The organism is uncultured Thiohalocapsa sp. (assembly GCF_913062725.1).
In the GTDB taxonomy this organism is placed as follows: domain Bacteria; phylum Pseudomonadota; class Gammaproteobacteria; order Chromatiales; family Chromatiaceae; genus Thiohalocapsa.
Window position 1 is genome coordinate 1 of record NZ_CAJXWY010000024.1, and the last position, 25,738, is coordinate 25,738.

The window sequence follows — 25,738 nt, forward strand, 5'->3', positions numbered from 1 at the left end:
GCTGAGCCGTCAGATTTACAGTCTGATCCCTTTGACCGCTCGGGAACCCCTCCAAGCAATCGAGCGCGGCAGTATAGAGCCGGTTGAGTCGGCGGTCAATAGCCCGTGCCACGGCAGTGTCGTGCGTGACGGCCTCGAGGAGGCCGGAGGCCGTCAGGAAACCGACGCGGCCGCCACGACGGCCGCCGGCGGGGGTACCGGCGGGGATGCCGGTACGCTGCGATGGGGCATGGACTGGCGGGGTGATGGTAGACTGTTGGACGGTCATGCCGGCGCCCGGGCGCCCGCGATTGATGTCAAGCCGAAGGTCTTACACCCCGATGGATGTCACAATTTTTGGTAGTGGTTATGTGGGCCTCGTCACGGGCGCCTGCCTGGCGGAGGTTGGTAACAACGTCCTGTGCGTCGATGTCGACACCCATAAGATCGATCTGCTGAATGCGGGCGGCGTACCCATCTACGAGCCCGGCCTGGAGGACATGATCCGCCGCAACGCCGGGGCCGGCCGTCTTGCGTTCAGCACTGACCTTGCCGGTGGCGTGGCCCACGGCCTGTTTCAGTTCATCGCTGTTGGCACACCGCCGGATGAGGACGGCTCGGCGGATCTCCAGCACGTGCTCAGCGTTGCGACCACCATTGGCGAGTGCATGCAGGGTTACCGTATCGTCGTGGACAAGTCTACGGTGCCGGTCGGTACCGCGGATCGTGTTGCCGAACGCATTCGCGAGACCCAGGCCCGTCGTGGCACCAACATCGAATTCGACGTCGTCTCCAACCCGGAGTTCCTGAAAGAAGGCGCCGCCATCGAAGACTTCATGCGCCCGGATCGGGTCATCGTCGGTACCGACAACCCGCGTACCGCCGAGCTGCTGCGCGCGCTCTACGCCCCGTTCAACCGCAGTCATGATCGGCTGATGATCATGGACGTTCGCTCCGCGGAGCTCACCAAGTATGCCGCGAATGCGATCCTCGCCACCAAGATCAGCTTCATGAACGAGCTCTCCAATATTGCGGAGGCGGTCGGCGCTGACATCGAGCAGGTCCGAGTCGGCATCGGCTCCGATCCGCGCATCGGCTACCAGTTCATCTACCCGGGCTGTGGCTACGGCGGCTCCTGTTTCCCCAAGGACGTCCGGGCGCTGGAGCGTACGGCCACCGCAGTGGGTTACGGCGCCGAGCTGCTGCGAGCGGTCGAGGCGGTCAATTTCCGCCAGAAGGATCTGCTGTTTCGCAAGATCTCGGACTACTTCGAGCAGGCCCTCAGGGGGAAAGTGATCGCCCTCTGGGGCCTTGCCTTCAAGCCGAACACGGACGACATGCGCGAGGCATCGAGCCGTCGCCTCATGGAACAACTCTGGGACGCGGGGGCGAGCGTGCGCGCGTTCGACCCCGCCGCCATGGACGAGACACGCCGCATCTACGGCGAGCGCGCGGACCTGGCGCTGTTGGACGACCCGATGACCGCATTGGATGGCGCCGACGCCCTGGCCATCGTGACGGAATGGACCCAGTTCCGAAGCCCCGACTTCGTCGCACTACGCACCCGCCTGCGCACTCCTGTCATTTTCGACGGACGCAACATCCTTGACCATGGACAGGCCACCGCCGCCGGCATGACCTATGTCTCCATCGGCCGTGGCCCCATCGGTCCGCGGGACTGATCCGCCGGTTGAGACCAAACCACGGCCCGTGCGTCGCCACCCGCTTAAAATCGATGGTTCCAGCTGATCTCGATGTCCATTTGCTCCATGTAGATGCTGCCGGTCTGTCCCGGGGTGATGGACGGGCTGGTGCCGTTGACGGTCTCCTTGGGCATGTAGGAAAAGGCCAGGTTGAATTCGTCGTTGGCGCTGTGGGCATAGCTGGCGCCAAGGGTCAGATGCCAACGAACTGTTGCCGGGGCCAGCACATTGAACAAACTCTCCCGATCCGTCTTCAGGAAATCGGTGTTGTAACTGGCGCCACCAAAGAACGTCCACCGCTCGCTCTGATCCCAGCGTACACCCAATTTGAAGACATCCATACTGTCCCAGCCAAAGCCGAGCCCCGCCGTGCCGCCGAGACAGTAAGATGGCTTTGGTGGGGCAGCGAAGCAGGGTGAAAGGTCGAGATCGTTGGAGTTGGAAATCGCATCGATCTCGTTGTAGAAGATGTGTTGGTAGTCGAACCCGAGTGTTATTGCCGGGCTCAGCTTGTACGCGAGGCCAAAGTTGAACATCGCCGGGATATCGAAGGCGCCGCCGCCGGCGAACAGTCCACTGTAGTCGTCGAAATCCGACATCCACATTTTCGTCCGGTAGGAGAGTCCCAACGCGAGCTGCTCGGAGACCTCCCCGTACCAACCGACGTGCAGGCCTGCGCCATAGGACCAGTCTTTGCCGTTATTGGTCACCTTCTGCGGATTCACCGACGCCGCCCGGAACGGCTCCAAGCCCTCGGCTTCGAAGCTTTGGATTGCGAAAACCGGCGCGATACCAAAGGCCTGGTTGTCGGTGAGCTTGAGGGTGTAGGGCACCTCGATGAACAGCTGCTCGAGATTGACACCGGTGTTTGCCGTCGCAGTCAGGATGCCGTTCGGGTTGCCGTTTTCGCTGCCGGGTAAAGGCGTCGTCACCGGAATCGGCGCCCCATCCTCGATGAGCACCCGACCACCCGCCGGAATCGGCGTCCCCGCGGGAACGGTGGCGAAAACCGGCTGACCGTTGACCACCCGCTGGTTTGGTGCCGGTGCAAAATTCTCCCAGACGGCAGTCGGATAATCGGTGTTCATGCCACCGTTTCCATAAATGCTGATGCCGATGCTGGAGCGCTCATTCAACGGATGGTTGTAACCGATGCTGGGGATCAGAAACCAATCGCTGTCGCTGTCGACCCGACCCGGCGTGACGAAACCGCCCGCCGGAAACTGGACGTTGAAGTCCTGAAAGCCGCCGGGCGTCTGCACGGTGGCAGGCACCGTTTGTGTCGCGAAGTCACTGTTGGCTTGGTAGCCCCGATCGGACGGATGGAAAAACGCGACGCCAACATCGAAGCGGCGGCCCAGGAAAGCCATCCCCGCAGGATTGGTCGCCGTGACCAGAGTGTCCTGGGGTAACGCTGCGGCGACGCCGGCCATGGCTTTGGATTTCGTGCCCCAACCGTGCGCGAAATACCCATTGGTCGCCCAGGCCGTCGCCGGCAGCGCCAGGGTCAGTGCCACGGCGGGAGCAAGCGGCCGCCGAAGCCCGTTGATAGTCATCATAGGTTCCCCTTTCAGTGGTAGCCGCCCGTCACCACCGGACGGGCATTGGTGTTGACGCCACACAATCCAACGAGGCGGAACGCCGCTGGCGAAACGCCGGGCCGCAGGCAAGCAACAGTGTAGTTGTAGCGGTAATGCTAACGAATGTTTGCGTTCTGTCAACGTCCGACGATCACTGAACGGACGCATCCCTGGATCGCTGTCACCAGCGATACGAGGCTACCTGACACGCTTACCAGGGAGGGGGGCGGGCATGCACCAGGGGGGGAGCCGAACGGCACGATGTTGCAGATCAGCAACGCTATCGTATTCCAGCCAATGGGGCGCTCCCAGGGCACCGGCGATCCGGTGCCGCTCGCCGACGCAAGGCCACAAATACAGCGGCCCGTGTCACACAACCGATATTACTGTCGGTTACTGCTGGGAGTGGAGGCGGTTGACGGCCAGCTGATAGCGGCCTTCGACCAGGTCAGGAAGGGCGTGGACGGCATCGTCGATGACGTCGTGGATCAGTTTGCGATCCGTTTGCGAGGGTCGGCCCAATACATAGCCGAGCACACGGGACTTCTCGCCCGGATGACCAATACCGATCCGCAGCCGCCAGAAGTCTCGGCTGCCCAGTGCGTCGATGCTGTCGCGCACGCCGTTGTGGCCGGCATGGCCGCCGCCGTGCTTGAGCTTGACGCGCCCCGGCGGCAGATCCAGCTCGTCATAACACACCAGAATCTGCTCGGCGGGGATGTCGAAGTAATGTGCCACGGCGGCGACCGCACGGCCACTGTGGTTCATGTAAGTGGTGGGCTTGAGCAACCGCAGGTCGACACTACCGATGGTGACCCGTGCCAGCACGCCGTGAAACTTCGCCTCCGCGCGGAAGCTGCCTTGAGACGCCGCCACCACTCGGTCCACAAACCAGAATCCCGCATTGTGGCGTGTCTGCGCATAGTCGGGTCCGGGGTTGCCGAGCCCGATGATGAGCCGGATACCTGGCTGGGACATGGGTGAGCGCTCGTCGGCGTTGGCTGGGCGGCGGCGCTACGACGCGGCGGCGGGTGCGTCGGTGCACCCGCCGCGCGCGCGATTCGCCGCCGCGTGGCGCTCAGTCCGAGGCGGTCGCACCACCTTCGCCCTCGGACTCATCGGACGCCTCACCACCGAAGGCGGCGTGGATACTGACGATCATCGTCTCCGGCTCCATGGCGTAAGTGAGCTCGACGCCTTCGGGGAGCTTCAGGTCAGACATCAGCAGGCTCTCGCCCACCGCAAGCGGCCCCATATCCACTGCGATGAACTCGGGCAGATCCTTCGGCAGGCACGTGACCTCCACCTCTGTCAGGTTGTGCGCCACGACGCCGCCTGCCTTCACACCCACGGCGGTGCTCTCGTTCTCAAAATGCAGCGGCACGCTCATGCGCAGCTTATCCTTGGCGCTGACCCGCTGGAAGTCCACATGAATGACGAAGGGCTTGGACGGATGCCGCTGCAGATCCTTCAGCACCACCTGTGTCGTCTCGCCGTCGATCTGCAAGTTGAGCAGGCTGGAATAAAAGGCTTCGTAATCGAGCTGGCGGTAGAGCTCGCTGTGCTGTACCGAGACCATCTGCGGGTCGCGATGGCCACCATAGACGATGGCCGGCACCAGACCCTGGCGACGCAGGCGGCGGCTCGCACCCTTCCCCCCGTCGGTCCGCGGCTCGGCTACGACGTTGAACGTATCACTCATATCCTCTCTCCACAAAAAGCGGCGCCGCCACCCGCGACCAGGTTGGCGGCGCCCACATCACCGTTGCACCAGGCATCGGCTCGCTTCGGGCTTGGGGCCATCACAGACCCCTTCGACCCATTCCAATCGTTGGCGCACAGGCCACACCCCGAGTGCGGCGGCCCGGCGCCATCGACGCTTCAGTCGACGAACAAAGAGCTGACGGACTCTTCGTCGGACACCCGACGCATGGTCTCGGCGAGCAGTTCGCCGATACTCAGCTGCCGAATCTTGGGGCAGGCCGCAGCGTCGGCGTTGAGTGGGATGGTGTTGGTCACCACCAGCTCATCCAGCTTGGAGGCGGCGATGTTGTCCACCGCCGGCCCCGACAGGACCGGATGGGTGCAATAAGCCGAGACCATCGCTGCACCGTGCGCCTTCAGGGCGCCGGCCGCCTGGCACAGGGTGCCCGCCGTATCCACCAGGTCATCGATGAGCACACAGCTTCGATCACGCACGTCGCCGATGATGTTCATCACCTTCGCCTCGTTCGGCTTCGGCCGGCGCTTATCGATGATGGCGAGCTCGGCATCATCGAGGCGCTTGGCGACCGCACGCGCCCGCACCACACCACCGACGTCCGGCGACACGACCATGAGCGCAGGGTATTTCTGCTTCCAGATATCGCCGAGCAGCACCGGTGAGGCGTAGACGTTGTCCACCGGGATATCGAAAAACCCTTGGATCTGGTCGGCGTGCAAATCGACGGTCAGCACCCGGTCGGCGCCGGCGGTGCCGATCATTTTCGCTACCAGTCGCGCCGTGATCGGGACACGCGCCGAGCGGGGACGCCGGTCTTGACGGGCGTAGCCGAAATACGGGATCACCGCGGTGATCCGCTTCGCCGACGCCCAGCGCAGGGCATCGATCATCACCAGGAGCTCCATCAGATTGTCGTTCGTCGGCGCACAGGTGGGCTGCACGACGAAGACGTCCCGACCACGGACATTCTCCTGGATTTCGGTCATCACCTCGCCGTCGCTGAACTGACCGACCACGGCCTTGCCGAGCGGCAAGCTCAAATGCGCCGTGATCTCGGAGGCGAGCTCCGGGTTCGCGTTCCCGGCGAAGACCATGAGTTGGCTGTCGGGCATGACCTGACTCCGTAGACGCTCAGCCATCCCGGGCGTTGATGTGGTCTGCACTGCATGGCGCGGCGTTGGACTCGGTTTTGAGCGCACGGCCTGCCTTGTTGAGTCGTTCGGGTGATGGCTGGGGATGGTGGCTGGGCGGATGTTGCTTGGGCGGATGTTGCCTGGGCGGATGTTGCTTAGGGGGATGTTGCTGGGGGGAGATAATGGCCGGTACTAATGGCTGGGGCGCCAGGATTCGAACCTGGGAATGCTGGGATCAAAACCCAGTGCCTTACCGCTTGGCGACGCCCCAATGGTTTCAATGCGGGTCAGCGATGCGCAACGTCCGGGTGGTGATCGATGGCAGCCGTCGCCGGATGCACCCGTGATGGTCAGTCAAACAGCGGCGATCGATTGCATCCCCGGGAGACAAAGACCTCATACTCACTCGGTGCGCACGCCGCTACCGCTCGCGCCTGCTCGGCCGACGTGAAGGGTGCGAACACACAGCCGCCGGTTCCGGTCAGTTGTGGCGCCGTATCCATCGCCTCGAGCCAGTCGTACGCCGCTGCGACACTTTGGTAGTGCTTACGAACGACGGCCAGGCAATCGTTCGGCCGCTGACCTGCGACAAAGTCCGCCATTGTGAGCGCAGATGAATCCCGTGTCAATTCAGGATCGTTGAAGATCGCCGCCGTGGAGACGCGCTGCGACGGCGTCAGTACGACATACCAGGGCTCCGGCAGGGTCACGGGCGTCATCTGCTCCCCCACGCCCTCCGCCCAGCAGGCCTGACCGCGTACGAAAACCGGTACATCCGCCCCGAGCACGAGGCCGATATCAGCCAGGCGCTCGCTGCTGAGCCCGAGATCCCAGAGCTGATTCAGCGCATGCAATGCCGTTGCCGCATCCGAACTGCCGCCGCCCAGGCCGCCGCCCATGGGGAGCACTTTGTCGACGGCGATCTCGACACCAGCCGTACAGCCCGTGGCGGCCCGCAGGGCCATGGCAGCCCGCACCACGAGATCCTGCTCGGGAGCGATCTCGGCACAACCGCGCCGGCGCAGGATGCGCCCATCGCTACGCGGGCTGAAGTAGAGCCGATCGGCCTGAGCGAGAAACTGAAAGACGGTCTGCAGGCTGTGATAGCCGTCCGCCCGCCGCCCGAGCACCCGCAGCATCAGGTTCAGCTTCGCCGGGGCCAGCCAGGCCCCTTCGGCATCGGGATGCGGGACGATATCGGGCATGACGTCGCGGCGTCGCCGCACTCGCTCAATCAGGCGTCTGGCTGTAGCGATGCTTACCGAGCACGCGCAGCAGGTACTCGTGGTCAGGATCGGCCTCCAGGGCCCGATCCCAGATGGCACGTGCTTCATCCTGACGCCCCAAGGCCCAGAGCACCTCGCCTAGGTGTGCTGCGATTTCCGGGTCGAACGCCGACTCCAGGGCATCTCGCAGGTAGGGCTCGGCGGCGGCGGGTTGACCCATGCGATAGAGCACCCAGCCCATGCTGTCCTTGATGGCCGGCTCGTCCGGATTCAGTGCCAGCGCCCGCTCAATGAGTGCATGCGCTTCCGTCAGCCGATTCGTGCGGTCGGCCAGGGTGTAGCCGAGGGCATTCAGGGCATCGGCATGCTCAGGATCCTGCGCGATGATGTGGCGAAGATCCGACTCCAGCAGTTCGAGGCGGTCGAGGCCGACCGCCGTCATGGCCCGGGCATAGCGCAGGTCGGAATTGTCGGGCTGTGCGGCCAGCGCCTGGTCATAGATCGTGAGCGCTTGCTGCTCGGCATCGTGCTGGCGTAATAGCTCGCCCTCGATGAGATACAGCGTCGCCGTATCATCCGGTAGACGATCGCGCAGCTGCTGGAGCTTGTCGCGGGCGCGACTCAAGTCGCCCGCAGCAGCGTGCAGGCGTGCGATGCGTACCGCCGCGTCGGTGGCATTGGGACCGTCCACCTTCGCATACCAGCCGAGGGCAGCATCCGTGTTGCCGGCACGCTCCTCGAGCTGGCCGAACAGAAACGCCACGTCGTCCCCGCGGCGGCCCAGCTCATCGAGCCGCGTCAAATAGCGCCGCGCCTGCTCCAACGCGTCCACCTCCAACGCCAGCACGGCCGCGGTGAACAGGACATCCGGCTGCGCCGGATCATCGGCCAACAGCGAGTCGAACAGCGCGAGCGCCGGCTCGTACTCATCGGCATCGATGTACAGCTGCGCCCGCAGCAGCATCAGCTCCTTGGCGTGACGTTCGGTGTCGGCGAGAAAGCCGTCGAGCAGCTCGGCGGCGGCCCGACGCTCACCGGCGGTGACCAGGAGCTGCACCTGGAAGACGCGCGGCTCGGCCCAGCCCGGCCGCAGCTCCGCTGCACGCTGCGCCGCTGCTCGCGCGAGTGTGTCGTCATCGGCGGCGGCGGCGAGGGTCGCGAGGGCAAACTGCGCGTCGGCGTTATCGGCGGCGTCCACGATCAGGACCTGCATCAGGTCCAGTCGCTGCGCGGCATCCTCGACGCGGGCGAGCAGCTGCGCCACTTGCATGTAGGGTTGCTGATCCGCCGGTGTCAGACGCACCAGCTCGCGCAGCGCCGCGAGCGTCCCCGCGCGGCTTTGCGCCTCGATCTGCACATAGGCGGCAATCTGGCGCGCCTTCAGCGATTCGGGATCGAGCGCTTGCCACAAGTCGACGGCGCGCTCACCCGCCTGCGGATCGCCGAGGGCCAGCGCTGCGCGGGCGGCCAGGGCCGCCAGCGCTGGATCCCGGGCCAGCCGGGCCGCCTCCAGATAGTGGATGAAAGCCGTCTCTTGGTCCGAGCGCTGGGCGGCGACCTCCCCCACCAGCACCGAATAGATCAGATCCGCAGTCAGTGCGGGCGGCGCGTCACCGTCCGCCTGTGTGGCGGCTGCGGTGCCCGCGGCGGCCGCGGGTGGCGGCGCGCTCGCATCCGCCACCAGGTTGTCGGCGACGGCGAGTGCCGGCAGACTCACGCTGAGCCACAGCACGGCAATTCTGGCGTATGGGGTCATGGGCTTGCGGCTTCCCCGAGCTGTTGACCGCGATCAGCGGTACTTGAGTTTGATGGCAGTATACTAGGGCAGTTCCTGTGCCATGGGCACGCGTGCAAGGCATCGGCGTGAACCGGGCTTCGGCGGCAGTTGTGTTATAGCTCCCAACATTGGGTCACAGTCAGGGTCTCAGTAGGAGCCCTGAGACGCATCCCGGCTCAAACCAGGCCCATGCAGCAATGCTGCCGGCGGCGCGGTGGCCTGCACCGAAGCATACAGTCAAGCGAATAACGGCCGAATCGAACCATGACGATATTGACCCTCGGCTTGAACCACAAGACGGCGCCGGTGGACACGCGCGAGCGCCTGACCTTCGGGCCCGATGTCATCGTCGGTGCGCTGCGCAGCATCACCGAGCGAACCCCCGCCGACGAGGCGCTGATCCTGTCCACCTGCAACCGCATGGAAGTCTACTGTGCCCTCGAAGGCAGCGGCGGTGAGACCTTCCTGCGCGATTGGATCGGCGAGTTCCATGGCCTGGAGCCGCAGCTGTTCGCCCAGCACCTGTACCACTACCAGGATCGCGATGCGGTGCGTCACCTGCTCGAGGTGGCGAGCGGTCTGGACTCCATGGTGCTTGGTGAGCCGCAGATCCTGGGCCAGGTCAAGCAGGCGTTCCAGACCGCCAACGCCGCCGGCGGCACCGGGCGCATGCTCGGCAAGCTGTTCCAGCATACGTTCTCAGTTGCGAAGCAGGTGCGCACCGATACCGCCATCGGCTCCAGTCCGGTGTCTGTCGCCTTCGCCGCCGTGAGCCTCGCACGGCAGATCTTCAGCGATCTGAGCCGGCAGACCGCCCTGCTCATCGGCGCCGGCGAGACCATCGAGCTCGCCGCCCGCCACCTGCATCAGCACGGTATCGGCCGCATCATCGTCGCCAATCGCACCGTCGAGCGCGCCCATGGTGTGGCGCAGCAGTTCGACGGCTATGCCATCGCCCTGACGGAGCTCTCCAACCACCTGCCGGAAGCCGACATCGTCGTGTCCTCCACCGCGAGCCCGCTGCCGGTGCTCGGCAAGGGCACCGTGGAGCGCGCCCTGAAAAAGCGTCGCCACCGCCCGGTCTTCATGGTCGACATCGCCGTGCCACGGGATATCGAGCCGGAGGTGGGCGATCTACGCGATGTCTACCTCTACACCGTTGATGATCTCCAGGGGGTGGTGGACCAGGGCATGCGCTCACGCCAGCAGGCCGCCGCGCAGGCGGCGGAAATCATCGAGCTGCATGCGGAAGACTTCATGGCCTGGGTGCGCTCGCTGGATGCGGTGTCACTGATCCAGGACTATCGCGCCCGCGCCGAGCACACCCGCGACGCGCTGGTGGAGCGGGCCCAGCGCCAGCTCGCCGCCGGTAAGCCGGCGGATGAGGTGGTCTGCCAGCTGGCGCACCTGCTCACCAACAAGCTGCTGCACAGCCCGAGCGTGCGCCTGCGGCGCGCCGGCCGCGAGGGCCGCAACGAGCTGCTCGATGCGGCCAACGAGCTGTTCCAGCTCAAGCTGGAGCAGGATCGCAGCCGCTGAGCCCCGGCGCCCGCAGCCCGTCACCCAACACGCCACAGCGTCAGATCCGCATGACCGCCACCCATCGCACTGCATGAATCCATCCCTGCGGGGCAAGCTCGAGCAGCTCGCCGAGCGCCATGCCGAGGTCACCGCGCTGCTCGCTGACCCGGACACCCAAAACAACCAGGCGTGCTTCCGGGACTTGAGCCGGGAGTATGCGCAGCTGGAGCCGCTCGTGGTCCGTCTCGGCGAATACCGCGAGGCCGAGGCGGCGATCGCCGGCGCCCGCGAGCTGTTGTCCGATCCGGAAATGAGAGACCTCGCCGCGGATGAGCTCGCCGACGCCGAGGCGCGTCGCGACGCGCTCGAGCCGGAGCTGCTGCGCCTGCTGGTGCCACCGGACCCGAATGACCAGCGCAATGTCTACCTGGAGATCCGCGCCGGCACCGGCGGCGCCGAGGCTGCCCTGTTCGTTGCAGACCTGCTGCGCATGTACCTGCGCTACGCCGAGTCCCGGGGCTGGCGGCACGAGATCGTCAGCGCCAGCGAGGGCGAGCTCGGCGGTTACAAGGAGGTCGTCGTGCGCATCACCGGCAACGACGTCTACGCCCATCTCAAGTTCGAGTCCGGCGCCCACCGCGTGCAGCGGGTGCCCGAGACCGAATCCCAGGGTCGGGTGCACACCTCCGCCTGTACCGTCGCCATCCTGCCCGAAGCCGAGGCCGTCGACGACGTCGCCATCGACGGCAACGACCTGCGCGTGGATACCTACCGCGCCTCCGGCGCCGGCGGCCAGCATGTCAACAAGACCGACTCCGCGGTGCGCATCACCCACCTGCCCACGGGCATCGTCGTCGAATGCCAGGACGAGCGCTCCCAGCACAAAAACCGCGCCCGGGCGCTGGCATTGCTCCAGGCCAGGCTACTGTCCGATGCCGTCGCCGCGCAGGTGGCCGAGCGCAGCGAGTCCCGACGGCTGCAGGTGGGCAGCGGTGACCGCTCCGAGCGCATCCGCACCTATAATTTCCCGCAGAATCGGCTCACGGACCACCGCATCAATCTCACCCTCTATAAGCTCGACGAAATCATGCTGGGGCAGCTGGATCAGGTCATCGCGCCACTGCGACAGGAGCACCAGGCCGACGAGCTGGCGGCCCTCATGAGCGACGGATGAGCCGGTGCCGACGGCCGGCGGCATCACCGGCGGCCACACGCCGCCCCGCATCGTAAAACCCGCGCCGGGCTGTCTCTGATGCACCTGGGGCAAGCAATGCGCGCCGCCGCCGCGCGCCTCGCCGCGGCCGGCCAACCGGCCGCCGGTCTGGAGGCGCAGCTGCTGTTGTGCGCGGCAACGGGCCTGGCGCGCACGGCGCTGTTCGCCCACCCGCAGCGGCCCTTGGATGCGCTCCAGCGCGATGCCTTCGACGCGCTGTTGGCGCGCCGACTCGCCGGTGAGCCCATGGCCTACATCCTCGGCCGCCGCGACTTTCACGCGCTGACCTTATCCAGCGCGGCGGGCGCACTCATCCCGCGCCCGGAAACGGAGCTGCTGGTGGACTGTGCGCTGGCGTTGTTGCCGGCGCATGCGCCCCTGCGCGGCGCCGATCTGGGCACCGGCAGCGGCGCCATCGCCCTGGCCCTGGCCGCGGCGCGGCCCGATTGGACCCTGTACGCCGTCGAGCGCGACGCCGCCGCACTCGCCGTCGCCAGGACGAACACCCGCCAGCTCGAGGCGGCGACTGTGCACCTGTTACGGGGCGACTGGCTCACCGGCTTCGCCGCCCACAGCCTTGATCTGATCGCCGCCAATCCGCCCTATGTGCGCGCCGATGATCCGCATCTGGGCCGCGGCGATGTGCGCTTCGAGCCGCGCCAGGCCCTGGTGGCAGGTGTCGACGGCCTCGCCGCCATCCGCGCCATCGTGCCCCAGGCCGCGGCGGCGCTCCAACCCGGCGGTCTGCTGTTGTTGGAGCACGGCTGGCAGCAGGGCGCGGAGGTACGCGCATTGCTGCACCAGGGCGGCTGGTGCGCTATCTTCACCCAACGGGACCTGGCCGGCCTGGAGCGCGTCACAGGTGCCCGTCGTCCGACCTGCTGACCAGCCACCGGCCGATTGACACCGGCCCCAACGCCGTTAGCATACTTTGCTCATGGATATCCCCGAGTCAGATCGCATCAAGCACCGGCAGATCAACTTCCGCGATCTGCATCCGGAGCGCAACGACGCCCGCACCGCCGCGGATTTTCTGGTCGCCGTGGACGGCGTGCTCACCGCCGACCCGCAGACCCCCATTGTGCTCAACATCAGCTATGACCTGACCCGCACCTGTCTGCAGGAGCTGGAAGCAGCCTTGCACGAGCTGGGGCTGCATCTGGACAACGGCCTGCTCTACCGGCTACGCCGGGGCCTGTACTACTACACCGAAGACACCTTCCGCGAGAACGCCGGATGCAAGCGCAACAGCAACTGCACCAAGCGCGTCTTCGCCAAGCGCTACCAAGCCCTGGAGCACGGCTGCCGTGACCCGCGTCCGGAGCACTGGCGCCGGTATCTTTGAGGCGGCGGCGAGTGGCGAGCGACGCAGAGCGAGACCGGACGTTTGCCCCGCGCGTGCTCGGTGACACCGAGCGGGCGCGCTATTCCCGGCACCTGCTGCTGCCAGGCTTCGATGCGCCCGGCCAGCAGGCGCTGCTGGCATCGCGGGTGCTTATCGCCGGGCTCGGCGGTCTCGGCTCGCCGGTGGCCATGTACCTGGCCGCCGCGGGTGTGGGCGAGTTGGTACTGGCGGACTTCGACGCCGTGGATCTGTCCAATCTGCAGCGGCAAATCCTCCACAATACCGAGCGCATCGGCCAGGCCAAAGCCGATTCCGCCGTCGCGACCCTGCGGGCGCTGAATCCAGAGGTCTCGCTGCTGCCCATCAAGGGCGCGCTCAATGCGACACGACTCGCCGAGCTGATACCAACGGTGGATCTGGTCTGTGACTGCAGCGACAATTTCGCCACCCGCGACGCCATCAACGCCGCCTGCGTCGGCGCCGGCATCCCGCTGGTTTCAGGCGCGGCTGTGCGCACCGAAGGCCAGATCGCCTGCTTCTCCGGCCGCGCCGGCGCACCCTGCTACCGCTGCCTCTACCCGGACCTCGGCGGCGGTGGCGAGACCTGTGCTCGCGAAGGCGTGCTGGCGCCGCTGGTGGGCATCATCGGCAGCATGCAGGCGGCGGAGGCCATCAAGATCCTGACGGGGCTTGGCGAGCCCCTGTTCGGGCGCCTGCTGCTGCTGGATGCGCTCACCATGGAGTGGCGGCGCCTGCGCATACCGCCCGACCCCAATTGCGCCATCTGCGGTCAGGATACGCAGCATGCGCCCACCTGATTCCGGCCTGCGCCGGAGAGCCCATCGCTCGACAAGCAGTCGCTGCTGAGGATCATGCAACGGCTGGTTGTGCGGCGGCTCAGTCTGCACTGCCGTGGCGCCTCAGGACGCTGCCGCACTGTGGACATGCGCAACGAGGTCTACCCAGGCCGCGGATAGACTGTCCTTGGGTTGTCTAGCCCGCGGCCAGGTCGGGGCCGCGTATCACTCACGCTCACGCACCTCCACCATCACCTCGTTGCGGCGCATGAACCACAGCGAGAAGGGCGAGTTGTAGCGTGCGTAGATCGGTGTGCCCACGGGCTCATAGCCGTGCTTGCGCACGGCCTGCAGCAGTTCGCGCTCTTCGCGCTGATAATTCTCCTTGGTCCAGCGTCCGGAGTAGCGACGCACCGCCATCAGCCGCTCGGGCTCCCGGCGCAGCTCGATGCGCGGATCGATGGGCTCCGGCAGACTCTCCAGCGTAAAGCGCTGCGGCATCACGAAGCTCACCACGTAGCGGTCCGCGCCCACCGCCGTGGTGCTTGGCGCGTTGCCCGCCGGCCGCTGGGTGACCGGTGCCGTCATCTCGATCTTCTGGCCTCCCGCCTGCTGTTCCGTTCGCTCCCCGCCGCCGCCGGGGTCCGCCGGCTGCTGGGTCACCGGGGCCGTCATCTCGATCTTCTGCTCGCCGCGATTTTTGCCGAGGATATAGTCTGCGAGACGGCCGAAAGCACGGTTGCCCGCCTTGTCGAATCCAGCATCGACCACCGTCTCTGCAACCAGGTGCGGCGCATATCGGCGCAGCTCGAACGCCGGATAGGTCTTGATGACGCGATGGCTTGGCTCTTCAGTGGCCATGAGGGCAGCGGGAATAGCGCCAATCAACAGAAGAATCGCCAGTGCACCGGTGCGCATTGGGCGCGCAGCGACGCGTTTGGCGGCGTGGAACGCGGCATCGAACGTCTTTCTCATGGTGGCGGACGTCGGGGCTGCGCCGCCGAAGGCAAGTCTGCATTGATCGGGTGCTGCCAGTGCTCCATCAACACCCAGCCGAGGACCGCGATGGCGCCGGCGGAGGCCAGCACTTGCAGGCCACCCAGGCCCAGCAATCGGCGAGGAGTGCATCGAGATCGGCGTTGCGTCGGTTGAGCACGGGACATGCTGATTCTCGGCAAACGACAATGCCGGGATTCTGGCCAGCGCGCGGCCGCGAGCGACAAAGCACTCGCTGCGAAGATCGTGCGCGTCGCGTGCCGGTGCGCCGCGCGGGCAAGCCCTGTCCCGGACTAATCCCGCGCGTCCCCAGGCGGCGGGCCGTAAGCGATGCCCTCCGCATCCAGCGCGTCGCGCAGCGCCGCCAGAGCGGCCTCCAGGTCGCCGACGCCGCGGAAGCCGAGCAGCACGTACCGATCCTGCGGATCATCACCGATGTGCGGCAGACTGAAGTGCTTGAGGCCCGGGAAGGTACCGTCGAGCGCGCGCATCAGCGGGATCAGTCTGCTCTCCGGGGCGCCTTGCACCATGAGTGCGGCCTCCCGGGGCGGCACAGCCGCCGGATACTGCGTCTCGAGCACCCACTGTGCCATGGGCCAGGCCATCCGCGGGAAGCCGGGCAGGAACCAATGCTCTCGGATCATGAAGCCCGGGATCTGGTTGACCGGGTTGGGAATCAGCTGGGCACCGGCCGGCAGATCGGCCATCAGCACCCGGTACGGATAGGCCTCGGCGCCGAAGCGATCCTCGATGAGGGTGAGCGCCTGCGCATGGCGCTCCAGCGCAACGCCGGCGGCGGCGGCGGCACACGCCCGGGTATGGTCATCCGGGGTCGCGCCGATACCGCCGCAGCAGAACACGGGCAGACCCGCTGCCATGGAGTCCGTCAGCTGCCGTGTCAGCAGGTCCGGGTCGTCGGGGAGGATCCAGCACCAAGCGAGGCCGTGGCCGCAGGCGGACAGCATGTCCCTGAAAGCCGGCAGGTGCTTGTCGCTGCGATGGCCGACGAGGATTTCGTCACCGATGACGATGAGGCCGAAGCGGCGGCCCGGTTGCGCGGTATGACTCATACAGGCTTCTCGGTGATGATCGGCGCCGCATCGCAGGCGCGAGGCGCCAGGCACGCCGGATACAAGTCTACCTGGATCGATCGATGCTCGGCGCGGACTGCCGTGGGTCGGGTAGCCGCTGGCGGCGTCTTGTCAGCAAGCTCGACGGCGCCCGGGCGCCGGCGACACCGGGGGCGCCGATGCGAGCCACTCAGCCCCGCACCCGGCTCTCACGCACCACCCGGTGCACATACGCAAGTTTCTCGATCACCGGCGCGGACAGCACGAAGGGATACAGATCCGGCTGCCCCATGCTGCGGCTCAGGCTGTTGAGGGCAAAGGTCAGCGGCATCCACGCGTCGATGATGGGCTGAAAATCGTCGATGGTGTAAGGATCGAAGTCTGGATCCGAGCGTTGCACCGTGCCATCGGGCAGCCGCTGCTCGATCCGCACGCCGAAATGCTCGCTGGTTTCCAGAGTGTCGACGATGTGCAGATAATGCGCAAAGGTCTCGGACCAGTCCTCCCACGGATGCGACGCCGCATAGGCGCTGACGAAACGGGCTTGCCAGTCCGCCGGCGGGCCATTGGCATGGTGGGCATCCAACGCCCCGCCGTAGTCCCGCTGCTCATCGCCGAAGTGGGCGCGGAAGGCCTCCAGCCGGCCGCCGTCGCGGATCAGCCGGTCCCAATAATAGTGGCCGATCTCATGGCGGAAATGGCCGAGCAGGGTGCGGTACTGCTCGTCCATATCCAGGCGCACCTGCTCGCGGGTGGGCGCGTGCGCCTCGTCGATGTTGATGGTAATGAGCCCGTTGGCGTGACCGGTCAGCACGGGCTCGCCTGGATTTGTCTCCTGCGGGGACAGGAAGGCGAAGCCGAGCCCACCTGCCGGGTCCTGCGCCTTGGTGTGCACGGGCAGGCCGAGCCGCAGCAGCCCGTAGCTCAGACGCCGCTTACTGCGCTCGAGCCGGTACCACTTGTCCAGATTGCCGGGTCGGGCGAGGTTCGGAATGATTTGATTCGGCTGGCAGGCGAGGCAAAACGCCTGCTCACTGTCGGCCGGCACCATCCAGTTGCAGACCTCGTGCTGTGCGTAATTGACGCACTTGCGGTAGGCGCGCGGCGCCGTCGGCGTCAGCGCCACCGGTGCCGCCGCCGGCGCCGGACGCTTACCGAACCATCGCGCAAAGAGCAGCGGCGCCGCCGCGCGCTCGGCGGCCGCCGGCTGCGGCTGCGGCACGCGCCATAAGCCATCCTGCCCCTGCTCCAGCGCCGACAGCCGCTGGCGCTCGGGCAGAAAGCCGAGGGTGGCGCCGCAGTAAGTGCAGCGCGAATTCTCGAAGTAAACGGGCTGAGCGCAGACCTGGCAGGCGAAGGTACGCATGGGAGTTGGGCCCCGTGGCGGATGGAGGTGAAGGATTGCGGACGTGCGCAGTATTCGCGAGACCGTCTGGGCCCATGCGTCGGGCGGATCACCGCGCGGGACGACGCCACCGACGGCGATGGCGATGGCGACAACGGGCGCGGACGACGCCAGGGGCTGCGGTGAGCGGCACGAGGCCCTGTCCCCTCACTCCGGTGCGGTCGGCTTCTCGAGCAGATCCGCCAGCGTTGGACGCCCATGTCTGGCCGCGAGCCGCAGCATCCGCAACAAAATCTGCGCGGTGAGAAAGGCGTCACCGGGCGCCGTATGGCGATCATAGGGCACGATCTCGAAGTGCCGGCAAAGACCATCCAGGGATAGGTCCTGGAGTGGCTGCCGGCCGGCGAGCGCGCCGTCGGCCTCCAGCAGGAGCGCCAGCTCGCCCGTGTCGAGCCGCCGATTCAACAGGCCGGGGGCTCCCTGTCGCTCGAGCGCGGCATCGATCATGGCCAGGTCATGGCCGATGTGATGCCCGACGATGACGCCATCTTGCAGGTAGCGCAGCAGGCCCGCCAGTGCCTCGTCCTCGCCGATGCCCTCGCGGGTCTCGTCCCGGGTAATGCCGTGGACCAGGGTGGCAGCGGTGTTGTGCAGCACCCGCAGCAGGGCCTCGAAGGTATCGCCGAGGTCGATTTCGCCGCCGGTCACCGCAATGGCACCGATGCTGACGATCCGGTCGCGCCTCGGATCCAAGCCGGTGGTCTCGCAGTCCAGCACGACGAAACGTACGCTCGCGAGGGCGCTCGTCTCCGGCCATGTACCGGCGAAGGCGGCCTGGTACCCGGATAACGCCCGGGCGAGCGCGCTCACCATGCGCTCCGTTCCATCAGGCGGGCTTGCCATCGTATCGGACCCAATGCCAAGGTTCCCCATCGTATCGTCAGACTCGTCCGAACGGTACACCGACAGCCTGCGCCCCGCAGACCGTGCCGGTGGCGGCGCCAGCGGCCAGGCTTGACCAGCGCACCGGCGACCCTGCCGACGGCTTCAGCGCCGCGGCTTCAGCCCATAGCGCCGCCCCGTATACTCCATCAGCCGCAGCACGGTGCGAAAGCCGGACTTGAGCAGATTCTGCTCCAGACGGGTCAGCTTCGCCGGGTCCACCCGGCTGCCATCGGTGCCGGTGGTCAGGCCGGTGCGGGCGCGATGGTACAGGGCATTGCGAAAGGCCGCCGCGGTCTCCTCGATCAGGCGTGCCGCATCATCGTCCTCCGGCGTCAGCATCGTCAGACGATCCAGTGTCGTCGGCGCCTGCCGACCGCAATCCAATGCCAACGCGCGCGCGATGTCGACGATGGGCTGCAGCGTCGCCCGCAGCAGGTCCAGCACTTCCCGGTAGCCGCCCTCGTCGTCCACCACCAGATCGCGGAAGAAGGTGAGCGGCGGCAGATTGGCCATGGAGTCTTCCAACAACAGCGGCACGAAGCGCGGATGACGATCCTCCTCACTGTGGATGTGGCGCGCCAGGCGCTGTACCAACCGGCAGTCGCCGTGCACCGGGCGTAGATCGAACAGCGAGGTCGCCCGGTAGACACAGCTCTCCAGGGGCTGCTGGATCCAGTCGCTGAAAGCCGCCTCCCACTCGTGCACCGAGCGGCAGGCGCTCGGATGCCCGGCGCTGATGGCCTTGGTGCTGGTGACGAAACCGCAAGCCGCCAACGCCGCACTCACCCGCCGGCCGAGCTCCAGGAAATAGGCGCGGGCACCACGGGCATGGTCTGGGTCGGGGTCGTCGTAGATCAGGCCGCAGTCGAGATCGTGACGGGTGAAAAGCTCGTTGCGAGCCGCGGAGCCGAAAAAGACCCAGCAGTGGTCCAGGCCCGGCGACGCCAGACCCTGGTCGGCGAGACCGCCCTCCACCAGTATCACCGCACGCCGCAGGACGGCGGCATTGAAGGCCCCCGCCATGGGCGCAAGCCAGCGGGTGGCCTCCGGATCGGCGAGCCCCGCCGCGAGCACACCCTCGGCCTGCACCCGCAGCGCGGCGAGCTCCGAAATGCGCGGCGCGCGGGCCATGTCCTCGATGAGCGCCAGGGGCGCGGCACCCTCCACCCGGGTCAGGTCGCGTCGGGTGAGCACGCCGGAGAAAGGCCCATCCAGGCGGCCATCGGCGGTGAGCACCAGGTGATCGGTTTGCTGATCGAGCATGCGCATGAGGTAGTCCCCCGCCTCCAGACCGGGCGCCGCCACGGCGGACACCCGTTGCATCAGCGCCTTCGCCGGGATGTCGGGTGGCTGCCGACCGCTCGCCACCTCATCACTCAGGATGCGGGGGGTGACGACGCCCCGGGGAGCGCCTCTGCCATCGATCACCACGGCCGCCGCGGCATCCCGCTCGGCGAGTAGCCGCGCCACGTCGCGCGCGGCGGTGTCCGGCAGGCAGGTCAGCGGGCGCGACGGCTGGTCGACGGGGCGCGCCATCCAATCCACCGGCCGTCGGCCCAACCGCAGCTCATCGCTGCGCTCCTCGCGCATTTCCAGCGCCGGCGGCAGGATGGCGACGGAAAAATAGGTCGCCAGGAATCGGCTCGCCCGTGGATGGCGCTTGACGGTCTCCCAGAAGGCCTCCGCCGGCAGGGCATACAGGATGACGTCGGTCTCCGTGCGTGCCGTGTAGACGTGCTCGCCGAAGCCGAGGTAGCGGCCAATGCCCAGCAGATCCCCCTCTGCACGCACGTCCCGCAGCTGCTCGACGCCGTCCTCGCGCTGCTCTTCCAGGCGCACCGCGCCTTGCTGGATGACATAAACATAGGGCTTGCGCTTGCGCCCCTGCATGAACACCAGCTCGTCGCGCTCGTGGAAGACCACGCGCCCGGCACCCACGAGCGAGAACAGCTCGTCGTCATCGAAATACTGAAATGGCGGCCATCGGTGCAGAAAGTCCACGACACGATGGGCAATGCTGGCGGTCTTCACGGCGGGGCGCGGGTTGGCTTCGATGGCGCGCGGTTGCACGGGTGCGCGGATGGTAGCCGAATCCAAGGCGCTGAGGTCGCGCGGTGTCTAAGGACAATGCCCCGTCGATTCAGTGAAAATCCCGCGACGTCACGAGCAGCCCGCCGAGCAGCTGCGAATAGTCCAGCAACTGCCGGGCGACGACGTGCGTCACGCCGGCCTCGCGCTGCACTTCGCCGCGCACGCCCATGAGCCGGGCGCCGAGCAGAATACGCCGCTGGCGCTCGGCGAGGCGGTTCCAGATGATCAGATTCACCTGCCCGGTTTCGTCTTCCAGGGTGACGAAGGTAACGTTGTTGGCGGATGCCGGGCGCTGGCGGTTGATGACGAGACCGGCGGTGCTGACCTGCTCACCGGCGACGGTGGCCGCCACATCCTCGGCGCTACCGAGGCCCAAGCCCGTGAGGCGCCCGCGCAGGAGGGCCAGCGGGTGGCGACGCAGGCTGAGGCCGAGGCTCGCATAGTCGGCGACGATATTCCGGCCTTCCGTGGGCTTGCTCAGCGGTGGCAAGGCCGGCTCGGGGGGCGGCGGCAGCGGCAGGCTGGCTTGTGCCTCCGTTTGCGGCCGTGACAGACCCGTTGTGAGCGTTTGCCGCGCCACCTGCCAGCGCGCCTGGTGCCGATCGCCGGCGAGTCCGGCGAGCGCATCGGCGCCCGCCAGGACCTTGAGGTCGCGCCTGTCCAGCCGCGCCCGCGCGCGCAGCGCATCCAGGGTTTGCCAGCCGGGGTCGGCGCGGGTGGCCACCAGCCGCTCGGCAGCGGCCTGGGACAGGCCCTTCACCAGCCGCAGGCCCAGTCGCAGCGCCGGCTGCCGGGCCGTGCCCGGCGCGGGCCGCTCCAGCGTGCAGTCCCAGTGGCTGTCGCGCACATCCACCGCCCGCACCTCGACGCCTTGCCGGCGCGCCTCGCGCACCAGCTGCGCCGGGGCATAGAAGCCCATGGGCTGGCTGTTGATCAGCGCCGCGAAGAAGGCCGCCGGCTCGTGATGCTTGAGCCAGGCGGAGACATAGACCAGCAGCGCGAAGCTCGCGGCATGGGACTCCGGGAAGCCATACTCGCCGAAGCCCAGAATCTGCTTGTAGATCTGCTCGGCGAATGCGCGGCTGTAGCCACGCTGTACCATACCGTCGATGAGCCGCCCGCGGATGTGCGCCATGCCGCCGCGGCGGCGCCAGGCGGCCATGGAGCGGCGCACCTGGTCCGCCTCACCGGCATCGAAGCCGGCGGCCACCATGGCCACCTGGATCACCTGCTCCTGGAAGATGGGCACGCCGAGGGTGCGCCCGAGCACCGCCGCCACCGCCGCCGATGGGTAGGTCACGGGCTCCAGACCCTGGCGGCGGCGCAGGTACGGATGCACCATGTCGCCCTGGATGGGCCCGGGGCGGACGATGGCCACCTCGATGACCAGGTCATAGAAGCAGGCCGGCCGCAGCCGCGGCAGCATCGCCATCTGCGCGCGGGACTCGATCTGAAAGACACCGGTAGTCTCGCCGCGCTGGATCATGGCGTAGACGTCCGGGTCTTCGGCGGGGATATCGGCGACGCTGAGCACGCTGCCGCGACAGGCGCTCACCAGCGCCAGCGCCCGGCGGATGGCGCTCAGCATCCCCAGCGCCAGGCAGTCCACCTTGAGCAGGCCCAGGGCGTGCAGGTCGTCCTTATCCCATTGGATGACACTGCGCCCGTCCATGGCCGCGTTCTCGATGGGCACCAACTCGTCCAGACGCCGGCGGGCGATGACGAAGCCGCCCACATGCTGAGACAGATGCCGCGGCATGCCGATCAGCGCGTGCACCAGGCGCATGAGCATCATGATGCGCGGGTTGCGGGGATCGAGCCCGACCTCGCGCAGCCGCTGCGGCGGTATCTGCTGGCCGTCCCACCAGTTGATGTTGCCCGCGAGGCGGTCGATTTGATCGGGCGACAAGCCGAGTGCCTTGCCCACATCACGCACGGCGCTCTTGGGTCGGTAGGCGACCACCGTCGCCGCCAGCGCCGCCCGGTCACGACCATACTTGGCGTAGACGTACTGGATGACCTCCTCGCGGCGCTGGTGCTCGAAGTCGACGTCGATGTCCGGCGGCTCATTGCGCTCGCGGGAGACGAAGCGCTCGAACAGCATGTCCATGCGCGCCGGGTCCACCTCCGTGATCCCGAGGCAGTAGCACACGGCCGAGTTGGCCGCCGAGCCCCGCCCCTGACAGAGGATGCCGCGCGCACGGGCGAAGCGGACGATGTCATGCACCGTGAGGAAGAAGGGTGCATAGGCCAGCTCATCGATGAGGCCGAGCTCGTGCTCGATCTGCCCGCGGACCTTGGCGGGCACACCTTGCGGAAAGCGCTTGGCTGCGCCCTGCTCGGTGAGCCTGCGCAGATGCGAGCCCGGCGTCTCGCCGGCGGGCACCAGCTCTTGCGGGTATTCGTAACGGATGGCATCCAGCGTGAAGCCGCAGCGCTCGGCAATGCGGATGGTCTCCGCCAACAGATCCCGGGGATAGAAGCGTGCGAGGCTGTCCAATGGACGCAGGTACTGCTCGCGGTTCTGGCGCTCGGCGGCGCCGTCCGCCACCGTGGCGCCCCTGCGGATGGCGGTCATCACATCCAGCAGGGCGCGGCGCTCGGCCACGTGCATCAGTGCCCCGCCCACCGCGGTCAGCGGCAGGCCGGTGCGCGTACCGAGCCGACGCAGCCGCCTGAGCCTGCCGGCGTCGTCGCCGGTGCGGTGCAGTGCGACGCCGATCCAGCAGCGGTCGGCGAAGCGCGCCGCCAACCGGTGTCCCCATTCCTCCTCGGCACCCGGCGGCGCATCGGGGTCCGGCAGCCAGAGGATCAGACAGCCATCGAGCCCGGCATCCAGGTCCGCGGCCAGCATCTGCCAGTGCCCCTTGGGCGCCCGCCGCCGGGCGCGGGAGATGAGCCGGGAGAGGTTGCGATAGCCCGCCAGGTCCGCCGCCAGCACCACCAGGCGCGGTCCGTCTTGGCAGGCGAGCTCGCTGCCGATGAGGAGCTTCAGCCCCAGCGCCCGGGCTTCCTCGTGGGCGCGCACCACCCCCGCCAGCGAACAGAGATCCGTGATGGCCAGCGCCCGGTAGCCGAGCCGGGCCGCAGTGCGCACGAGTTCCTGCGGACGCGAGGCCGCAGACAGAAAGCTAAAGCAGGTGCGGCAATGGAGCTCTGCATACGCCAGCCGCGGGGCAAGCACCATGGGCGGGGACGGGTAACTGTCAATAATGACAGTTTAGCAGGTCGCAGCCAGGGGGTGGCGCAGGACGCCGCCCGCAACCCGGCGACGCGGGAGTCGTTGTCATGAATACGACGATCGTCGGCTGCGGATGCGGGGCGCAGGGCACCACACTGGAGCCGCACCAAATGCCAGCCCCGCTGACTCGACGGTGCCGGTAGGCGGTGCGTGGGACTGACGCTCGCGTCAGTACTCGCCGTCTTCGGGGGTGGGCGCCGGCAGATCGTCCCAGAGCATGGGATCCTCCTCGCTTGCGGGCGGATCACCGTCGAACACGAGGCTGCGTCGCCGCTGGAGATAGGCATCCCGCACGAGGGTGTAGGGATCGATGGCCGCGGCGTCGATCAGATCCCCCGCGGCGAGCAGTTCTGCACGTCGGTCGATGATGCGCAGCGTCACGAAGCCCCAGTAGATTTCGTCTTTGCGCAGATTGAAGAAGGGGTCGAGCACGATATCGCCCGCCAAGCCAAAGGTATCGCGAACGTTGCTCGGACCCAGGATGGGGAGCACGACGAAGGGGCCGGCCCCGAAGCCCCAATACCCCAGGGTCTGCCCGAAATCTTCCTTGTAGCTCGGCAGACCGACGTTGCTCGCGACATCGAAGAAGCCGACGAAGCCGACCGTGGTGTTGATGAATACGCGGCCCACGTCGCTGCCGGCTCGCGAGAGCTTGAACTGCAGCACATTGTTCACCGCCGAGGTGGCATCGGCGATGTTGTTGAAGAAGTTGGTGATGCCCTCGTCGACGGGCTCCGGCGTGATGAACCGATAGCCTTCGGCGGCCGGCTTCAGAAAGGCATTGTCAAAGTCGGTATTGAACCTGAACACCGCACGATTGAACGGCTGCCACGGATCCTGTGGATCGCGATACTCGGGTGGCAGCGACGCGCAGCCACCGACAAACAGCGACACCGTCAGCACGGTGGCGGCACAGTTGAGCCATCTGCGCATGCACTCTGCCTCCCGGGGTTAGCCGATTCCCTGCGGCACGACGGCGCGGATGTTAACACAGGGTCCATGGCAGATTCGGGATCGATCGCGCCTGGCGGGCGCTCGGGCGCCAAACCCACCGGCGCAGTCAGTGCAAACGCCGCACCTGGTAGTCTGCGGCGTGCAGGCCGGCCAGCAGGCCCTGCGCACCCGGTAAGTGGAGCGCGCCGACGGCGATGAAGTAACCCCGCTGCGCCGGCAATGCCCGGATACGCGCCAACAGCCGTCGGTTACGGCTGTCGATGAGCATCTCGCGCAGGCGGCGTTGCAACCGCGGCTCGAGCCCGGGCACACGGTCCTCGCTCAACGCAAGCAGTTCATCCAGCGCGCCGCGGAGATAGGCGTCGATGAGTGCCTCGAACACCCGCTCGCGCTCGCCTTGGGCGGCAATCGCGGCGCGCAGCAGTGCAATCTGCTCATCGGCGTGTAGTTGCTCGAAAACCGCGAGCTGCTCCGCCGTGGTCTCGAGACCGAGTATGGGCTTGGCATCGGCTTGTGCGCGCTGGTACAAGCGCCGATCGAGGAACACGCCGGTGCGCGCCGGAGGCGTGCTGAGGATGGTCATCACGGCCCAGGGCTTCAGTTTGCGCGTCAGCGCATCGGGCAGCCCGCGCGTGGTGAGCGCCTGCACGCAGCGCCGATACAGCGCAGGCGGCAGCAGATCCGCGAGCGCCGTATCACCGGGCAGTCGCATGGCCCGTGCGGCGGCGCGCACTGAAGCCGCATCCGGCACCACTTCCAGCACCAAGGCGTCGGCGGCGGCCAGGGCGTCGGCCACCGGCTCGGCGAGACGCAATACGCGCGGGTCTTCGGTGTGCATGGTGGCAAACAGCCAGCTCGGTGTCTCGGCCGCAGGCGGTGTCAGCTCGAACAGCAGGCCCTTGGTATGCGCCACCGGCTCGTCACGGGCCTTGGCAGTGCCGACGACGGCCACCGCGAGCAGCAGCGCGAGCGCCAGCAGGCGCACAGGGCGATGCACGCTAGCGGCGACCACGGTGCGCCGCGTCGGTATCAGCGTTGATCGGGTATCTCGCATCCGCAGGGCGTTCAGACCGATGGACGCAAGCGCCAATGGCTGCGT

General features: G+C 67.2%; 20 protein-coding genes and 1 tRNA gene. 6 read left to right on the forward strand and 15 right to left on the reverse strand.

The genetic code is table 11. From position 1 onward, the window contains the following. Window positions 1–320: 320 nt before the first annotated feature. The gene (locus QZ588_RS08480; protein WP_295541714.1) at window positions 321–1,661 is read left to right on the forward strand and encodes a UDP-glucose/GDP-mannose dehydrogenase family protein; all 1,341 of its coding nucleotides are present in this window, start codon (window positions 321–323) and stop codon (window positions 1,659–1,661) included. Window positions 1,662–1,705: 44 nt separating this feature from the next. Here the strand turns inward: QZ588_RS08480 and QZ588_RS08485 are convergent, their stop codons facing one another. From QZ588_RS08485 to QZ588_RS08515, 7 genes are all read right to left on the reverse strand, one after another. Beyond that, the gene (locus QZ588_RS08485; protein ID WP_295541715.1) at window positions 1,706–3,241 is read right to left on the reverse strand and encodes an outer membrane protein transport protein; all 1,536 of its coding nucleotides are present in this window, start codon (window positions 3,239–3,241) and stop codon (window positions 1,706–1,708) included. A gap of 414 nt (window positions 3,242–3,655) precedes the next feature. Beyond that, on the reverse strand, window positions 3,656–4,240 hold the full coding sequence (pth, locus tag QZ588_RS08490; RefSeq protein ID WP_295541717.1) for an aminoacyl-tRNA hydrolase: 585 nt from the start codon (window positions 4,238–4,240) through the stop codon (window positions 3,656–3,658). A gap of 100 nt (window positions 4,241–4,340) precedes the next feature. Beyond that, window positions 4,341–4,964: a 50S ribosomal protein L25/general stress protein Ctc gene (locus QZ588_RS08495; protein ID WP_295541719.1), complete on the reverse strand. Its 624-nt coding sequence runs from the start codon at window positions 4,962–4,964 to the stop codon at window positions 4,341–4,343. A gap of 179 nt (window positions 4,965–5,143) precedes the next feature. Beyond that, window positions 5,144–6,097 carry a ribose-phosphate diphosphokinase gene (locus QZ588_RS08500; protein ID WP_295541720.1) on the reverse strand — a complete coding sequence of 318 codons (954 nt, stop codon included), beginning with the start codon at window positions 6,095–6,097 and terminating at the stop codon, window positions 5,144–5,146. A gap of 217 nt (window positions 6,098–6,314) precedes the next feature. Further along, window positions 6,315–6,389 (reverse strand) — tRNA-Gln (locus QZ588_RS08505). A gap of 79 nt (window positions 6,390–6,468) precedes the next feature. Then, window positions 6,469–7,323 carry a 4-(cytidine 5'-diphospho)-2-C-methyl-D-erythritol kinase gene (gene ispE / locus QZ588_RS08510; protein ID WP_295541722.1) on the reverse strand — a complete coding sequence of 285 codons (855 nt, stop codon included), beginning with the start codon at window positions 7,321–7,323 and terminating at the stop codon, window positions 6,469–6,471. A gap of 25 nt (window positions 7,324–7,348) precedes the next feature. Then, a complete protein-coding gene (locus QZ588_RS08515; RefSeq protein ID WP_295541723.1) occupies window positions 7,349–9,100 on the reverse strand; it encodes a tetratricopeptide repeat protein in 1,752 nt (583 codons plus the stop codon). 285 nt (window positions 9,101–9,385) lie between these two features. Between QZ588_RS08515 and hemA the strand changes: the two genes are divergently transcribed. The 5 genes from hemA (at window position 9,386) to moeB (ending at window position 14,018) form a co-directional block, all read left to right on the forward strand. Further along, complete coding sequence (gene hemA, locus QZ588_RS08520) at window positions 9,386–10,660, forward strand: glutamyl-tRNA reductase (RefSeq protein WP_295541725.1); 1,275 nt, start codon at window positions 9,386–9,388, stop codon at window positions 10,658–10,660. Window positions 10,661–10,733: 73 nt separating this feature from the next. Further along, a complete protein-coding gene (gene prfA / locus QZ588_RS08525; protein WP_295541727.1) occupies window positions 10,734–11,816 on the forward strand; it encodes a peptide chain release factor 1 in 1,083 nt (360 codons plus the stop codon). 96 nt (window positions 11,817–11,912) lie between these two features. Beyond that, a complete protein-coding gene (prmC, locus tag QZ588_RS08530; protein ID WP_295541729.1) occupies window positions 11,913–12,740 on the forward strand; it encodes a peptide chain release factor N(5)-glutamine methyltransferase in 828 nt (275 codons plus the stop codon). 52 nt (window positions 12,741–12,792) lie between these two features. Beyond that, the gene (locus tag QZ588_RS08535) at window positions 12,793–13,200 is read left to right on the forward strand and encodes a hypothetical protein (protein ID WP_295541730.1); all 408 of its coding nucleotides are present in this window, start codon (window positions 12,793–12,795) and stop codon (window positions 13,198–13,200) included. Window positions 13,201–13,253: 53 nt separating this feature from the next. Continuing rightward, window positions 13,254–14,018: a molybdopterin-synthase adenylyltransferase MoeB gene (gene moeB, locus QZ588_RS08540; protein ID WP_295541732.1), complete on the forward strand. Its 765-nt coding sequence runs from the start codon at window positions 13,254–13,256 to the stop codon at window positions 14,016–14,018. Window positions 14,019–14,222: 204 nt separating this feature from the next. Here moeB and QZ588_RS08545 read toward each other — a convergent pair whose 3' ends face one another. The 8 genes from QZ588_RS08545 to QZ588_RS08580 form a co-directional block, all read right to left on the reverse strand. Continuing rightward, window positions 14,223–14,858 (reverse strand): heme-binding protein, encoded by a 636-nt coding sequence (locus QZ588_RS08545; RefSeq protein ID WP_295541733.1) that lies wholly within the window; start codon window positions 14,856–14,858, stop codon window positions 14,223–14,225. 428 nt (window positions 14,859–15,286) lie between these two features. Continuing rightward, the gene (locus QZ588_RS08550; protein WP_295541735.1) at window positions 15,287–16,063 is read right to left on the reverse strand and encodes a molybdopterin-binding protein; all 777 of its coding nucleotides are present in this window, start codon (window positions 16,061–16,063) and stop codon (window positions 15,287–15,289) included. 190 nt (window positions 16,064–16,253) lie between these two features. Further along, window positions 16,254–17,429, reverse strand: coding sequence for a putative zinc-binding metallopeptidase (locus QZ588_RS08555; protein ID WP_295541736.1), 1,176 nt, complete (start codon window positions 17,427–17,429; stop codon window positions 16,254–16,256). A gap of 186 nt (window positions 17,430–17,615) precedes the next feature. After that, on the reverse strand, window positions 17,616–18,281 hold the full coding sequence (locus tag QZ588_RS08560; RefSeq protein ID WP_295541738.1) for a 3'-5' exonuclease: 666 nt from the start codon (window positions 18,279–18,281) through the stop codon (window positions 17,616–17,618). Window positions 18,282–18,455: 174 nt separating this feature from the next. Beyond that, the gene (locus QZ588_RS08565; RefSeq protein WP_295541740.1) at window positions 18,456–20,423 is read right to left on the reverse strand and encodes a DUF294 nucleotidyltransferase-like domain-containing protein; all 1,968 of its coding nucleotides are present in this window, start codon (window positions 20,421–20,423) and stop codon (window positions 18,456–18,458) included. Between the two features lie 70 nt (window positions 20,424–20,493). After that, window positions 20,494–23,631 carry an error-prone DNA polymerase gene (locus tag QZ588_RS08570; protein WP_295541742.1) on the reverse strand — a complete coding sequence of 1,046 codons (3,138 nt, stop codon included), beginning with the start codon at window positions 23,629–23,631 and terminating at the stop codon, window positions 20,494–20,496. A 222-nt stretch (window positions 23,632–23,853) separates the two neighbouring features. Then, window positions 23,854–24,618, reverse strand: a complete 765-nt coding sequence (locus tag QZ588_RS08575) for a VacJ family lipoprotein (protein WP_295541744.1) — start codon at window positions 24,616–24,618, stop codon at window positions 23,854–23,856. Window positions 24,619–24,745: 127 nt separating this feature from the next. Then, complete coding sequence (locus QZ588_RS08580) at window positions 24,746–25,693, reverse strand: TraB/GumN family protein (RefSeq protein ID WP_295541746.1); 948 nt, start codon at window positions 25,691–25,693, stop codon at window positions 24,746–24,748. Between the last annotated feature and the right edge of the window lie 45 nt (window positions 25,694–25,738).

Bases quoted from the DNA above. Each gene is read 5' to 3' on its own strand.
- QZ588_RS08560 (WP_295541738.1), bottom strand. From the start codon at position 18,281: ATGGTGAGCGCGCTCGCCCGGGCGTTATCCGGGTACCAGGCCGCCTTC.
- QZ588_RS08515 (WP_295541723.1), bottom strand. From the start codon at position 9,100: ATGACCCCATACGCCAGAATTGCCGTGCTGTGGCTCAGCGTGAGTCTG.
- hemA (WP_295541725.1), top strand. From the start codon at position 9,386: ATGACGATATTGACCCTCGGCTTGAACCACAAGACGGCGCCGGTGGAC.
- pth (WP_295541717.1), bottom strand. From the start codon at position 4,240: ATGTCCCAGCCAGGTATCCGGCTCATCATCGGGCTCGGCAACCCCGGA.
- QZ588_RS08495 (WP_295541719.1), bottom strand. From the start codon at position 4,964: ATGAGTGATACGTTCAACGTCGTAGCCGAGCCGCGGACCGACGGGGGG.
- QZ588_RS08580 (WP_295541746.1), bottom strand. From the start codon at position 25,693: ATGCGAGATACCCGATCAACGCTGATACCGACGCGGCGCACCGTGGTC.
- QZ588_RS08575 (WP_295541744.1), bottom strand. From the start codon at position 24,618: ATGCGCAGATGGCTCAACTGTGCCGCCACCGTGCTGACGGTGTCGCTG.
- QZ588_RS08485 (WP_295541715.1), bottom strand. From the start codon at position 3,241: ATGATGACTATCAACGGGCTTCGGCGGCCGCTTGCTCCCGCCGTGGCA.
- QZ588_RS08555 (WP_295541736.1), bottom strand. From the start codon at position 17,429: ATGCGTACCTTCGCCTGCCAGGTCTGCGCTCAGCCCGTTTACTTCGAG.
- QZ588_RS08480 (WP_295541714.1), top strand. From the start codon at position 321: ATGGATGTCACAATTTTTGGTAGTGGTTATGTGGGCCTCGTCACGGGC.
- QZ588_RS08535 (WP_295541730.1), top strand. From the start codon at position 12,793: ATGGATATCCCCGAGTCAGATCGCATCAAGCACCGGCAGATCAACTTC.
- QZ588_RS08500 (WP_295541720.1), bottom strand. From the start codon at position 6,097: ATGCCCGACAGCCAACTCATGGTCTTCGCCGGGAACGCGAACCCGGAG.
- prmC (WP_295541729.1), top strand. From the start codon at position 11,913: ATGCGCGCCGCCGCCGCGCGCCTCGCCGCGGCCGGCCAACCGGCCGCC.
- QZ588_RS08545 (WP_295541733.1), bottom strand. From the start codon at position 14,858: ATGGCCACTGAAGAGCCAAGCCATCGCGTCATCAAGACCTATCCGGCG.
- prfA (WP_295541727.1), top strand. From the start codon at position 10,734: ATGAATCCATCCCTGCGGGGCAAGCTCGAGCAGCTCGCCGAGCGCCAT.
- QZ588_RS08570 (WP_295541742.1), bottom strand. From the start codon at position 23,631: ATGGTGCTTGCCCCGCGGCTGGCGTATGCAGAGCTCCATTGCCGCACC.
- ispE (WP_295541722.1), bottom strand. From the start codon at position 7,323: ATGCCCGATATCGTCCCGCATCCCGATGCCGAAGGGGCCTGGCTGGCC.
- QZ588_RS08550 (WP_295541735.1), bottom strand. From the start codon at position 16,063: ATGAGTCATACCGCGCAACCGGGCCGCCGCTTCGGCCTCATCGTCATC.